Consider the following 13338-nt stretch of genomic DNA (forward strand, 5'->3'; position numbering starts at 1 on the left):
GAAAGATTACGCGAGGGTACGCACCCAGTTCTCGAGCAGGGTGGCGCCCGCGTCACCGGACTTCTCCGGGTGGAACTGGGTCGCGGACAACGGGCCGTTCTCCACCGCGGCGAGGAAGTCGCCGCCGTGATCGGCCCACGTGAGGACCGGAGCGGCGAGGCTGTCGCTGGGCAGCATCTCCCACGTCTGCACGCCGTAGGTGTGCACGAAATAGAAACGGGTGTCCGGGTCCATGCCGGCGAACAGAACGCTGCCCTCCCCGGGCCGCACGGTGTTCCACCCCATGTGCGGCAGCACCTCCGCCTGCAGCCGCTCGACCGTGCCGGGCCACTGGCCGCAGCCCGTGGCCGGCTCGTCGAACTCCACGCCGCGATCGAACAGAATCTGCATGCCGACACAGATGCCGAGCACCGGTCGGCCGCCGGCGAGCCGCTTGTCGATCAGCTCGTCACCGCGCACGGAGAGCAGTCCGTCCATGCACGCGGCGAACGCTCCCACCCCGGGCACCACCAGACCGTCCGCCGCGAGGGCCACCCGATGGTCGTCGGTGACGGTGACGTCGGCACCCACGCGCGCGAGGGCCCGCTGCGCCGAGTGCAGGTTGCCCGAGCCGTAGTCGAGCAGGGCGACCGACGGGGACGAGGTCACAGGGTTCCTTTCGTGGACGGCACGCCCGTCACGCGCGGGTCGGGCTCGACGGCCTGACGCAGCGCCCGCGCGACGGCCTTGAACTCCGCTTCGGTGACGTGGTGCTGGTCGCGGCCGTAGAGCACCCGCACGTGCAGGGCGATCCGAGCGTTGAGCGCGATGGACTCGAAGACGTGACGGTTGATCACCGTCGCGTAGGGCGTCCCGGGGTAGCCGCCGATCACGGCGTGCAGCAGGTGATCCGGCTCGCCGGTGTGCACGCAATAGGGGCGTCCCGACACGTCCACCGCGGCGTGGGCCAACGTCTCGTCCATGGGGACGAACGCATCGCCGAAGCGGCGGATTCCCTTCTTGTCCCCCAACGCCTCGCCGAGCGCCTGTCCCAGCACGATGGCGGTGTCCTCGACCGTGTGGTGCGCCTCGATCTCGATGTCGCCCTGCGCGCGCACGGTCAGATCGAACGACGCGTGGGTGCCCAGCGCCGTCAACATGTGGTCGAAGAACGGCACCCCTGTGGAGACGTCCACGGCGCCGGCGCCGTCGAGGTTCAGCTCGACGGAGATCGACGACTCCTTGGTGGTGCGCTCGATGCGGGCGATGCGCGGGGGGCTCACGGTGCTGGTCACGGGTGTCCGTTCTGCGTCGAGGACGTGGAAGTGGTGGGCGCACGGCCCGGGAACAGGGACGACGCGAGCTGCGCGCTCACCTCGAGGAAGCGATCGTTCTCCGACTCCAGGCCGATGGTGACGCGCAGGTGGCCGTCGATGCCGACGTCGCGGATCAGCACGCCGTGGTCGAGGTACGTCGACCACACGGCGGCGGCATCGTCGAAGCGGCCGTAGAGCACGAAGTTCGCGCTCGACGGAATCACGTGGAAGCCGAGCCGGGCGAGCTCGGTGGACACCCGATCGCGCTCGGCGGACAGGGCCGCCACCGAGGCGAGGGTCTCGTCCGCGTGCCGCAGCGCGGCCCGCGCGGCGACCTGCGTCAGCACCGACAGGTGGTACGGCAGACGCACCAGCAGCAGCGCGTCCACGACGGCGGGCGCCGCCACCAGGTAGCCGAGGCGGCCGCCGGCGAACGCGAACGCCTTGCTCATGGTGCGACTGACGATCAACCGCGTCGGGAACTCGTCGATCAGCGTCACCGCACTCGGCGCGTCGGAGAACTCCGCGTACGCCTCGTCGACCACGAGGATGCCGGTGGTCGCCTCGGCGAGCCGGCGCACGTCCTCGGTCGAGAGCGCGTGACCGGTCGGGTTGTTCGGGCTGGTGACGAACACGACGTCGGGCGCGAGCCGGTCGAGCGCGGCCACTGCCGCGTCGACGTCCAGCGAGAAGTCGTCGCGGCGATGGACGTCGAGGAACTCGGTCTGCGTCCCGGCCGAGATGATCGGGTGCATCGAGTACGACGGCACGAAGCCGAGCGCGCGGCGACCCGGCCCGCCGAAGGCCTGCAGGACCTGCTGCAGAATCTCGTTGGATCCGTTGGCCGCCCACAGGTTGTCGGCGGTCACCGGCACGCCGGTGCGTCGCGCGACGTACGACGCCAGGTCGGTGCGCAACGCGACGGCGTCACGGTCCGGATACCGGTGCAACTCGGCCGCGGCGTCACGGACCGACGTGGCAACGTCGTCGATCAACGCCGCCGTCGGCGCGTGCGGATTCTCGTTGGTGTTCAGGCGGACGGGCACGTCCAGTTGCGGAGCGCCGTACGGCGACTTGCCGCGGAGCGACTCGCGCAGCGGCAGGTCGGCCAGCTCGGCGCGGCGTCCGGGGATCGCGTCGGGCACGCCGACGGAGCCGGTCACAGCGCCTCGAATCGCACCCGCACGGCGTCGCCGTGGGCGGGCAGATCCTCCGCATTCGCCAGGGCGACGACGTGCTGCGCGACGTCCGCGAGGGCGTCGCGCGAGTAGTCGACGATGTGGATGCCGCGCAGGAAGGTCTGCACGGACAGTCCCGACGAGTGCCGGGCGCAGCCCGCCGTCGGAAGCACGTGGTTGCTCCCCGCGCAGTAATCGCCGAGGCTGACCGGCGCCCAGGGTCCGACGAAGATCGCGCCGGCGCTGCGGACCCGGGCGGCGACGTCCGAGGCGTCCCGCGTCTGGATCTCGAGGTGCTCGGCGGCGTACGCGTCGACGGTCCGGATGCCGTCGTCGATCGTGTCGACGAGGACGATGCCGGACTGGTCACCACCGAGCGCGGTCCGCACCCGGTCGACGTGCTTGGTCCGTCCGATCTGCTCCGCGACCGCCGCGTCGACGGCGTCGGCGAGCTCGGGCGAGGTGGTGACCAGGACACTGGCCGCGAGGACGTCGTGCTCCGCCTGCGAGATCAGGTCGGCGGCGACGTGGACGGGGTCGGCGGTCTCGTCGGCGAGGATCGCGATCTCGGTGGGTCCGGCCTCGGAGTCGATGCCCACGACGCCGCGGCACAGGCGCTTGGCGGCGGTGACGTAGATGTTGCCGGGACCGGTGATCATGTCCACGGGCGCCAGCTCCGCGCCGTCCGTGTCCTGACCGCCGTAGGTCAGCAGCGCGACGGACTGGGCGCCGCCGACGGCCCACACCTCCTCGACTCCCAGCAGCGCTGCGGCGGCGAGGATGGTCGGGTGCGGCAGACCGCCGAACTCGGCCTGCGGCGGCGAGGCCACCACGAGGGACGTCACCCCCGCCACCTGCGCGGGCACGACGTTCATCACCACAGAGGACGGGTACACCGCGTTGCCGCCGGGCACATAGAGGCCCACGCGATCGACCGGCACCCACTTCTCGGTGACCGTGCCGCCGGGCACCACCTCGGTCACGGTGTCGCCGCGCCGCTGGTCACCGTGCACGATTCGCGATCGCTCGATGGACACCTCGAGGGCGGCGCGCACGTCCGGGTCGAGCTCCGCCAGAGCGCGGTCGAGCGCCTCGGCGGGCACACGCACGGTCGCCGGGCGCACCCCGTCGAACTGCTGCCCGTAGTCCAGAGCGGCCTCGGCGCCGCGCTCGCGCACGGTGTCGACGATGGGCGTCACCAGATGCAGCACCGAGTTCACGTCCACTCCGCCTCGCGGGAGCACCGACCGGAGTTCGGTCGTGGACGGGGAGCTGCCGCGAAGATCGACGCGTCTCAGCTCGGTGCGGGCGGTCATGTGAGGTCCTTTCGGGGGACGGCTCGACGAGGGATTTGCCCGTCGATTATCGCGCATCGCCGACGCCGTCACCCGACCGGAGTGCCGACGCGGGCTAGCGGCGGTAGCGCGCGGCGAGCTTGGAGAGCGTGCGCTCGATTCCCTTCGCGTTCTGCGCAGGCATCTTCAGCAGTTCGAGCACCTTCGGTGCCTTGGCGGTGTCGTAGCGAAAGCTCTCGGTGACCTCGGTGGTCTCGGGACCGGTCGAGGCCAATTCCCAGCGCCACCGATGGCCCATCGGGTGCTGCCATTCCACGACGCGGTGATCACCGGTGGCGACCACCTCGGTCACCCGGCTCGTGATCTTGTAGGGCACTCCGTACTGCTTCATGGCCACGGAGAATCTGTCGCCGGTCGACACGGCCGTGGGACCGCTCACCTTGTCCTGCACGGTCCCGGAGCCGTCGAGTTCACCGTGTCGGTGCGGATCGGCCACCTGCACGAACAGCTCGTCCACGGGAGCGTCGACCGTCACCTTCCGCGCGACCGTCCGGGCACCTCTGTCGACCTTCTGCACTGTTGCCATGCCTGCCCTGTTCCCGCTCGGACCGGGTGGGCAAACGCCGCCCGCGTCGGACTCAGCGAAAGTCGAGCCCCAGATCGAGCACGGTCACCGAGTGGGTCAGTGCCCCTACGGCGAGGTAGTCGACACCGGTCGCGGCGTAGTCGGCCGCCTGCTCGAGGGAGAGCCCGCCCGACGATTCGAGGCGGGTCGCCGGGTTGATCCGATCGCGTCGTTGCACGGCCGTCTGGGTCTGCCACAGCGGAAAGTTGTCCAGCAGCACCAGGTCGGCGCCCTCGGCGAGCACCTCGTCGAGCTGTTCGAGGGTGTCCACCTCCACTTCGCAGGGCAGGTCGGGCGCGACCGCGCGGACGGCACGCAGCGCGGCGACCACGGATCCGGCGGCGACCACGTGGTTGTCCTTGATCAGCGCCGCGTCCCCGAGACCGAGGCGGTGGTTCTCTCCCCCGCCCGCGCGCACAGCGTACTTCTGCAGCAGGCGCAACCCCGGCAGCGTCTTGCGGCTGTCCCGCACCACGCAGCGGGTTCCGGCGACCGCGTCCACCCACGCCGCCGTCGCCGTGGCGATGCCGGACAGATGACACAGCAGGTTCAGCATCGTCCGCTCCGCCGTGAGGACGGGGCGGGTGAGTGCCTCGACCTCGAGGACCACGTCGCCGGGCGCCACTGCGTCGCCGTCGGTCAGCCGCTGCAGGATTCGGTACTCGCCCACCACCTCGTCCAGCACCGCGAGCGCCACGTCGACGCCCGCCACCGTGCCCTGCGCGCGAGACACGATTGCCGCGCGGGTGCGCGCGTCCTCGGCGACGGTGGCGAGGGTGGTGACGTCGGGCCCGTACCGCAGATCCTCGGCGAGCGCACGCCGGACGACGTCGAGAATCTCGTCGCGATCGACGGGAACGAGGGCGGTCATGACACTCCTGCGGGGACGAGGCGGCGGGCGAGGTCGCCGCGGCGGACGGTGAGGGCTCCGTCGCCGTCCCGGCTCAGCACGAGGCTGCGGGACTGCGCCGGGTCGGTGATCGGATGGTCGCGTCGGGTGTGGGCGCCGCGGGTCTCCGTCCGCAGCGCCGCGGCCGTCGCCGTCGCGTCCAGGAGCGTGGTCAGCGCTGCGTCCTCGACGTCGTGCACCGTGGTCAGCGGTCCGTCCACGGCACGCGCGGCGACCTGCCGGGCGGCGCCCACACCGTCGGCGTCGCGCACCACGCCGATGCCGGCCGACGCCGCGGCCTGCAGGACCGCGCGATCCAGCCGTCGGGCGGCGCGGGGCACCACCGGATCGCCGGGAGTGTCGGTGCCGACGCGATCGCGTGCGGCCGCAGCCACCCGCCGGCCGAGGACGACACCCTCGAGCAACGAGTTCGACGCCAATCGGTTCGCACCGTGCAGCCCCGTCCGCGCGACCTCGCCCGCGGCGAAGAGGCCCGGGACGCAGGTGCGTCCGACGAGGTCGGTGACGATGCCACCGCAGGCGTAGTGCGCCGCCGGGGCCACGGGGATCGGCGTCGTCGCCGGGTCGACGCCCCGCTCGCGACACGAACGGGTGACCGTCGGGAACCGGTGGGCGACGTCGGGCACGCCCCGAGCGTCGAGCAGGACGTGCGAGGCGCCCGACTCGGCGAGTCGCGCCGCGACGGCGCGGGAGACCACGTCGCGGGGAGCGAGGTCGCCGAGCGGGTGGGCGTCGCCGACAACGGGGCGACCGTCGAGGTCGACGAGCCTCGCACCCTCCCCGCGCAGCGCCTCGCTGATCAGCGGGAGCCGGCCGTGCCCACCGGGGGCGAAGAACACGGTCGGATGGAACTGGACGAATTCGACGTCGGCGATCTCCGCGCCGGCCGCCAAGGCGAGCGCGATGCCGTCGCCGGTCGCACCCGTCGGGTTGGTCCCGGTGGCGAAGAGCATGCCGCTGCCGCCGGTCGCGAGCAGGACCGCGGGCGCGTGGATCACGCCGACGGACTCGAGCGCGCCGGAGGGGGCGGCCGTCGCGACGACGACGCCCGCGGCGCCGTGCGGCCCGGTGATCACCGACAGCACCACCGAGTCGATGAGCGCGGTCGGGCCCGCGGCCGTGAGGGCGCGTTGGATCTCCGCGCCGGTCGCGTCGCCGCCGGCGTGAACGATGCGGGCCGTGCGATGCCCGCCTTCGCGTGTGCGCGCGACGCGCCCGTCCGCGGTCGTGTCGAAGCGCGCACCGAGGGCGGTGAGGGCCGCGAACGCCGCCGTGCCGTCGCCGACGACGGACCGCACGGCCGCCGGATCGCAGAGCCCCGCACCGGCCGCGATGGTGTCCTCGGCGTGTGCGGCGACGTCGTCGACCGTCGCGGTCGCCATGCCGCCCTGGGCGTAGCGCGTCGAGGTGTCCCCCACGTCCTTGGCGACGACCAGGACGCGCAGCCCGAGCCGGACCGCTTCCGTCGCCGCCGTCAGCCCGGCGACGCCGGCGCCGACGACCACGAGGTCGGCGGCGGCGTCCCAACCACCCGTCAGGGTCACTCGCCGCCGCCCGGCGATCCGATCGCGATCATGCGCTCGACGGACGTGCGGGCCCGCGCGGCGACGTCGGCGTCGACGTGGACCTCGTCGGCACCCTCGGTGAGGCACCGCAGCAACGCCGCCGGGGTGATCATCTTCATGTAGGGGCAGGACGCGCGATCGTTGACCGCGCGGAAGTCGACCTCCGGTGCGGCGCGGCGCAATTGGTGCAGCATGCCGATCTCGGTGGCCACCAGCACCTGCCGGGCACCGGTCTCCCGAGCCGCGTCGAGCATGCCGCCGGTGGAGAGGATCTTGACCTTGTCCTCGGGCACGAACCCCTCGCCCGCGAGGTACAGCGCGGACGTGGCGCAGCCGCACTCGGGGTGGACGTAGAGCTCGGCGTCCGGATGCGCCTTGGCCCGCGCGGTCAGCTCGTCGCCGTTGATGCCCGCGTGGACGTGGCACTCGCCGGCCCAGATGTGCATGTTCGTGCGACCGGTCTGCCGACGGACGTGCGCGCCGAGGAACTGATCGGGCAGAAACAGCACCTCGCGGTCCGGATCGATGGACTGCACGACCTCGACGGCGTTGGACGAGGTGCAGCAGATGTCGGTGAGTCCCTTCACCTCGGCGGTGGTGTTGACGTACGACACCACGACGGCGTCGGGATGTTCGGCCGTCCACTCGCGCAGCTGGGCGGCGTCGATGGAATCGGCGAGCGAGCACCCGGCCCGCGCGTCCGGGATCAGCACCGTCTTGCTCGGCGACAGGATCTTCGCCGTCTCTGCCATGAAGTGGACGCCGCAGAAGACGATGGTCTCCTCCTGCGCCTCGGCGGCGATGCGCGAGAGCGCCAGGGAGTCCCCCACGTGGTGGGCGATGTCCTGGATGGCCGGCAGCTGGTAGTTGTGCGCGAGGATGGTCGCGTTCTTCTCCGCGGCCAGGCGCCGGATCTCCTCGGCCCACTCGGGTCCGGCGTCGACGCCCGTCCAGCCGGTGGGTCCGTCGTGGATCTCCGTGAACAGCCGGTCGGCGGTGGTCGACGGCGTGGTGATCGACATGGGTGTCTCCTCGCGTGCGTCCGACGCGGGGGTCGCATCGGGTGCGGACCCACTCGAGTGGACCCGGCCGGGTTTTCGACTTAGGGTCGAAAACATGTCACATGGTAGCACCGCCCGTCACGAGGTCCTCTCCGTGGTGTTCCGTGTGTCACCCCCGGCCCCCGACGCACCCGCGGAACTGTGCGTCCTGCTGTGGCAACGCGCCCTCGCGCCCGACCGCGGTGCCTGGGCTCTCCCCGGCGGCACACTGGGCGACGACGAGAACCTCCCCGACTCCGCGCGCCGCCAACTCGCCGAGAAGGTCGACGTCCGGGAGGTTCGCCACCTGGAGCAACTGTCGGTGTTCGCCGAACCCGGACGTGTGCCCGGACTACGCACCATCGCCTCGACGTTCCTCGGGCTGGTCCCCCTCGTCGCCGATCCGGTCCTGCCCGTCGACACCCGGTGGCATCCGGTGTCCGCCCTGCCGCGGACGGCGTTCGACCACGGCACCATGGTGAGCCACGCCCGTACCCGGCTGGTGGCCAAACTCTCCTACACCAACATCGCGTTCGCGCTGGCCCCCGACGAGTTCACCCTCTCGACGCTGCGCGACATCTACTGCGCCGCACTGGGATACCAGGTGGACACCACCAACCTGCAGCGCGTCCTGACCCGCCGCGGCGTCATCGCCTCCACCGGCCGCACCGCTCCCCCGGGCCCCGCCGGCGGCCGGCCCGCCACGCTCTACCGCTTCGCCGACGCGCGGCTGCGCGTGACGGACGAGTTCGCCGCGCTCAAGCCGCCGGGCTGACGGGGCCGTCGTCCTTCCCGGGGCCGTCGTCGTCGCCCTCGGGACCGTCGGCGCCGGCGGTGTCGGTGTCGTCGTCGGTGTCGTCGGGCGCGAACGCGACGAGGACCACCAGCGTCACCGCCGCGGCCAGGGGCCCGGGCAGCACGGCCATCGGGGTGGCCAGATCCGGCGCGAGGGCCACCACGGTGCCGGCGGCGGCGTCGGCGGCGTCGGGATAGCGCCACGCGGCGAGTCCGAGACCCACACCGGCGGCGCTCACCGATCCGACCGCGGCGCTCGCGACGATGCCCAGTGCACGACGCGGAGTTCCCTGCCCCGCCCGCCACATCGCCGCGGCACCGACCACCCCCGCTGCCGCCGTCACCAGGGCGAACAGAGCCACCGCGTCGAACCTATGCAGGCTCTCACCGGTGAGCACGGCGGCCCGTCCGTCGCCGAGGACGCCGACGTGCCGAGGCGGGACGAGCAGCGCCCATCCGACACCGAGGAGGGCGCCGACCACGGCAGCGACGACGGTCCACCGTGCCCACTGTGTGGAGTGTGTCCACTGTGTCCACCCGGGGACGGACGTGCGAACGCCGGTTTCGACCACGACGACGACCCTAGTTCGTCGGCCCACCCGCTCGGCGGCCGTGCTCGCTAGGGTGGCGGCAGTTCGACGACCATCCGGCGTCGACGAGGCCGGGAAGGACGGACGATCGCGTGCAGCTGACTCGCACCGACGTGGTGGACGCCGCGGTCGCGCTGCTCGACGAGTACGGCCTCGCCGATCTGTCGATGCGTCGGCTCGCGACCTCCCTCGGCGTCGCCCCCGGCGCGCTCTACTGGCACGTCGCCAACAAGCAGGCGCTGCTCGGCGCGGTCGCCGACCGCATTCTGCTGCGCGCCGCCGCGACCGACCTCCCGGCCGAGGACGAGTGGGATGCACGCCTGCTCGCCGTCGCCGACGCTCTCCGCGACGCGCTTCTGTCCCATCGGGACGGCGCGGAGGTGGTCGCGGCCAGCCTCGCCGCCCGGCAGGTGAGCGTGCCGATCCGCGATCGTCTCGCGGAGCCGGTGCGCGCCGCCGGGTTGGCCGAGGACGAGGCCGACCCCGCCGCGCTCGCCGTGTTGCACTTCGTCCTGGGCGCGACCACGGACGAGCAGTCCCGGATGCAACTCGATTCCCTCGGAGCCCTGCCCGACGACGAGGGACCGGTCGCGCTGGGGACCGACGCCGCGGCCGGATTCGCCCTCGGGCTGACGCTGTTCGTCGACGGCATTCGCCATCGCGTCCGTACGCTGGAGCGGTGAGCGAGACCACCGTCACCATCGTCGGCGCCGGAATCTCCGGTGCTGCTTGCCTTCTCGCGTTGCGACGCGCGGGTGTCCCGGCGCGGCTCGTCGACCGGGGTCGCGCACCCGGCGGCCGCATGGCGTCGCCGCTCCTGCACGACCGTCGCGTCGACATCGGCGCCGGCTACTTCACGGTGCGGGACGACGACTTCCGCGCCCTCGTCGGCGACTGGGCCGAGCGTGGCCTCGTGCGCGAGTGGACGGACACCTTCACGGTCCTGCGCGCCGGCGCCGAGCCGGAATCCAAGACCGGGCCGACGCGCTGGGGCACGCCGGGAGGACTGCGCTCGCTCGTCCGGGATCTCCTCCGCGACGTCCCGGTCGAGCAGACCGACGTCGACTCCCTTCCGCCGCGTGACGTGGTGCTCGCGATGCCGGATCCGCAGTCCGCGCGACTCACCGAGGTACCGGACGCCGTCGACTACGACCCGGTGATCACCGTGGTGCTCGGCCTGGCCACCGCGTCGTCGCTCCCCTTCACCGACGCCGCCTTCGTCCAGGACGACCCGGACGTGGAGTTCCTCGCGCTCGACGGCGCCCGTCGCGGCGACGGCGCGCCCGTGTTGGTCGCGCACACCACCGCCGCGCGCGCCCGCCGTCATCTGGACGATCCGGACTCGGCCGTCGATCCCGTCGTCGACGCCGTCCGCCGACTCACCGGCATCACGGCGCCGGAGTGGACGCACGCCCACCGGTGGACGTTCGCGAAGCCGTCGTCGAGTCACGAGGCGTCCTTCGGCCTCGTCGAGCACGACGGCCGGCTCGTCGGCTTCGCGGGTGACCAGTGGTGCCCGGAAGGGTCGCCGCGGGTGGAGTCTGCGTGGCGGTCCGGGACCGACCTCGGCGCTGCCCTGGCGGCGCAGCTCGGCGCCTGATCGGCACGGCACGGCTCGGCGCCTGATCAGCCTCCACCAGCGGCCCTGGTCACAGACCGGGGGGTTCGGTCACCGGCGGGATAGGGTTCGGTCCATGTCCGTCGAACCCGCACGCGAGTCCTCGATCCAGGTTTGGCCCGGCAGTGCGTATCCCCTGGGAGCCACTTACGACGGAGCCGGTACCAATTTCGCCCTCTTCTCCGAGGTGGCCGAAGCCGTCGATCTGTGCCTGGTGGAGGCGGACGGAACAGAGACGCGCATCCGCCTCGAGGAGGTGGACGGCTACGTCTGGCACGCGTACCTGCCGAGCGTGCAGCCCGGCCAGCGCTACGGGTACCGCGTCCACGGACCGTGGAACCCCGGCGCCGGACAGCGGTGCGACGCCAGCAAGTTGCTGGTCGATCCCTACGGCAAGGCGTTCGTCGGCGCCTTCGACGGCGACCGATCGCTCTTCAGCTACGACATCGACCTCCCCGCACGGACGCCGCACATTCCGGTCACCGACGACATCGCCGTGATCCCGGGCGCCGCGCACGACACGGCGCCGGCGGGGTCGGCCGCCGCCTCGAAGACCGTCGACGCGATCCGCGACAACGCCCCCACCGCGGCCGTCGTGCCCGACGAGGCCGACGAGGCCGACGAGGCCACGAGCGCGCAGGACGAGTCGGCCGACGCCGACTCGCACTTCCCGCAACACGATTCGCTCGGCCACACCATGCTGACCGTCGTCGTGAACCCGTTCTTCGACTGGCAGAACGACCGGTCCCCCCGCCGCCCGTACAACGAGACGGTCATCTACGAGGCCCACGTCAAGGGCATGACGATGACGCACCCGGACGTGCCCGAGGATCAGCGCGGCACCTACGCCGGCCTCGCCCACCCGGCGGTCGTCGACCATCTCACCCGGTTGGGCGTCACGGCGATCGAACTCATGCCGGTGCACCAGTTCATGCAGGATCAGACGTTGCTGGACAAGGGATTACGGAACTACTGGGGGTACAACTCCTTCGGATTCCTCGCTCCGCACAACGAGTACTCGTCGTCTCCCGTGGCAGGGTCCGCGGTGTCGGAGTTCAAGACGATGGTGCGGTCCTTCCACGAGGCGGGCATCGAGGTCATCCTCGACGTGGTCTACAACCACACCGCCGAGGGCAACCACATGGGCCCGACCATCGCGTTCCGCGGCATCGACAACGCCGCCTACTACCGCCTGGTGGACGACGATCCGTACTTCTACATGGACTACACCGGCACCGGGAACAGCCTCAACGTCCGCCACCCCCACACGCTGCAGCTGATCATGGACTCGCTGCGGTACTGGGTGACCGAGATGCACGTCGACGGGTTCCGCTTCGACCTCGCCTCGACGCTGGCGCGTGAGCTGCACGACGTCGACAAGCTGAGCGCGTTCTTCGATCTGGTGCAACAGGATCCGATCGTCAGCCAGGTCAAGCTCATCGCCGAGCCGTGGGACGTCGGCGAGGGCGGCTACCAAGTGGGCAACTTCCCCGGCCTGTGGACCGAGTGGAACGGGATGTACCGCGACACCGTGCGCGACTACTGGCGCGGCGAGCCGGCGACGTTGGGCGAGTTCGCCTCACGACTCACCGGTTCGTCGGACCTGTACGAGGCGACCGGGCGACGACCGGGCGCGAGCATCAACTTCGTCATCGCGCACGACGGATTCACGATGCACGATCTGGTGTCCTACAACGAGAAGCACAACGAGGCCAACGGCGAGGACAACAACGACGGCGAGAGCCACAACCGATCCTGGAACTGCGGCGTCGAGGGCCCCACCGACGATCCGGAGATCCTGTCCCTGCGCGCTCGGCAGATTCGCAACATGCTGGCCACCTTGATGCTCAGCCAGGGCACCCCGATGCTCGCGCACGGTGACGAGATGGGTCGCACGCAGCAGGGCAACAACAACGTCTACTGCCAGGACTCGGAGCTGGCGTGGATGGACTGGTCTCTCGCGGAGACCAACGCCGATTTGGTCGAGTTCACCTCTCGCGTCATCGCGCTGCGGAACGCCCATCCAGTGTTCCGCCGTCGTCGGTTCTTCGAGGGCCGCCCCATCCGGTCGGCCGAGCAGACGCGCGACATCGCGTGGCTCACGCCCGCCGGTGAGGAGATGACCGAGGCCGACTGGGATTCCGGCTTCGGCAAGTCGCTGGCGGTGTTCCTCAACGGCGAGGGCATTCCGGAGCCGGACGCGCGGGGCAACCGCGTCGTCGACGACACGTTCTACCTCTGTTTCAACGCGCACCACGAGCCGCTCGACTTCACCACCGTCGACGGGGAGTACGCATCGGAGTGGACCGTGGCCCTCGACACCGCTGTCTCCACCGGAGTGCGCGACACCGTCGTCGCGGCGGGCAAGAGCGTTCGGGTGCAAGCACGGTCACTGTTGGTGCTGCGGAAAACGGGGTAACACGGGGC

13 protein-coding genes are annotated in these 13338 nt (G+C 71.5%); 4 read left to right on the top strand and 9 right to left on the bottom strand.

Annotated features, from left to right (window positions below; all coding sequences use genetic code 11):
• Positions 1 to 6 precede the first annotated feature (6 nt).
• The 8 genes from hisH to nadA all read right to left on the bottom strand — a co-directional run bounded on the left by hisH (position 7) and on the right by nadA (position 7890).
• Complete coding sequence (hisH, locus tag A3Q40_RS09460; RefSeq protein WP_068101742.1) at positions 7 to 648, bottom strand: imidazole glycerol phosphate synthase subunit HisH; 642 nt, start codon at positions 646 to 648, stop codon at positions 7 to 9.
• Entirely contained in the window at positions 645 to 1274 is a 630-nt protein-coding gene (gene hisB / locus A3Q40_RS09465) for an imidazoleglycerol-phosphate dehydratase HisB (RefSeq protein ID WP_201132975.1), read from the bottom strand. Before hisB ends, hisH begins: the two co-directional genes overlap by 4 nt.
• Positions 1271 to 2458, bottom strand: coding sequence for a histidinol-phosphate transaminase (locus A3Q40_RS09470; protein WP_235606542.1), 1188 nt, complete (start codon positions 2456 to 2458; stop codon positions 1271 to 1273). Before A3Q40_RS09470 ends, hisB begins: the two co-directional genes overlap by 4 nt.
• Entirely contained in the window at positions 2455 to 3789 is a 1335-nt protein-coding gene (hisD, locus tag A3Q40_RS09475) for a histidinol dehydrogenase (protein WP_068101745.1), read from the bottom strand. The genes A3Q40_RS09470 and hisD overlap by 4 nt, the downstream gene beginning before the upstream one ends.
• A 94-nt stretch (positions 3790 to 3883) precedes the next feature.
• Positions 3884 to 4354 carry an SRPBCC family protein gene (locus tag A3Q40_RS09480; RefSeq protein WP_068101748.1) on the bottom strand — a complete coding sequence of 157 codons (471 nt, stop codon included), beginning with the start codon at positions 4352 to 4354 and terminating at the stop codon, positions 3884 to 3886.
• Positions 4355 to 4406: 52 nt separating this feature from the next.
• Positions 4407 to 5264 (bottom strand): carboxylating nicotinate-nucleotide diphosphorylase, encoded by an 858-nt coding sequence (gene nadC, locus A3Q40_RS09485; RefSeq protein ID WP_068101751.1) that lies wholly within the window; start codon positions 5262 to 5264, stop codon positions 4407 to 4409.
• A complete protein-coding gene (gene nadB / locus A3Q40_RS09490; protein WP_157889538.1) occupies positions 5261 to 6847 on the bottom strand; it encodes an L-aspartate oxidase in 1587 nt (528 codons plus the stop codon). Before nadB ends, nadC begins: the two co-directional genes overlap by 4 nt.
• The gene (gene nadA / locus A3Q40_RS09495) at positions 6844 to 7890 is read right to left on the bottom strand and encodes a quinolinate synthase NadA (RefSeq protein WP_068101755.1); all 1047 of its coding nucleotides are present in this window, start codon (positions 7888 to 7890) and stop codon (positions 6844 to 6846) included. The genes nadB and nadA overlap by 4 nt, the downstream gene beginning before the upstream one ends.
• Positions 7891 to 7984: 94 nt before the next feature.
• On the opposite strand from nadA, the gene A3Q40_RS09500 reads away from it, so the two are divergent.
• The gene (locus tag A3Q40_RS09500; RefSeq protein WP_068105774.1) at positions 7985 to 8683 is read left to right on the top strand and encodes an NUDIX hydrolase; all 699 of its coding nucleotides are present in this window, start codon (positions 7985 to 7987) and stop codon (positions 8681 to 8683) included.
• On the opposite strand, the gene A3Q40_RS20595 is transcribed toward A3Q40_RS09500, so the two are convergent.
• Complete coding sequence (locus A3Q40_RS20595; RefSeq protein WP_068101758.1) at positions 8667 to 9275, bottom strand: DUF2567 domain-containing protein; 609 nt, start codon at positions 9273 to 9275, stop codon at positions 8667 to 8669. The genes A3Q40_RS09500 and A3Q40_RS20595 overlap by 17 nt on opposite strands.
• Positions 9276 to 9385: 110 nt before the next feature.
• On the opposite strand from A3Q40_RS20595, the gene A3Q40_RS20600 reads away from it, so the two are divergent.
• From A3Q40_RS20600 to glgX, 3 genes are all read left to right on the top strand, one after another.
• Positions 9386 to 9976, top strand: a complete 591-nt coding sequence (locus tag A3Q40_RS20600; RefSeq protein WP_068101761.1) for a TetR/AcrR family transcriptional regulator C-terminal domain-containing protein — start codon at positions 9386 to 9388, stop codon at positions 9974 to 9976.
• The gene (locus A3Q40_RS20605; RefSeq protein ID WP_068101764.1) at positions 9973 to 10893 is read left to right on the top strand and encodes an NAD(P)/FAD-dependent oxidoreductase; all 921 of its coding nucleotides are present in this window, start codon (positions 9973 to 9975) and stop codon (positions 10891 to 10893) included. The genes A3Q40_RS20600 and A3Q40_RS20605 overlap by 4 nt, the downstream gene beginning before the upstream one ends.
• 94 nt (positions 10894 to 10987) lie before the next feature.
• Complete coding sequence (glgX, locus tag A3Q40_RS09520) at positions 10988 to 13330, top strand: glycogen debranching protein GlgX (protein WP_068101767.1); 2343 nt, start codon at positions 10988 to 10990, stop codon at positions 13328 to 13330.
• The last annotated feature ends 8 nt before the right edge of the window (positions 13331 to 13338 follow it).

Origin of the sequence: Rhodococcus sp. PBTS 1, from assembly GCF_001620025.1 — a bacterium.
GTDB lineage: Bacteria > Actinomycetota > Actinomycetes > Mycobacteriales > Mycobacteriaceae > Rhodococcoides > Rhodococcoides kroppenstedtii.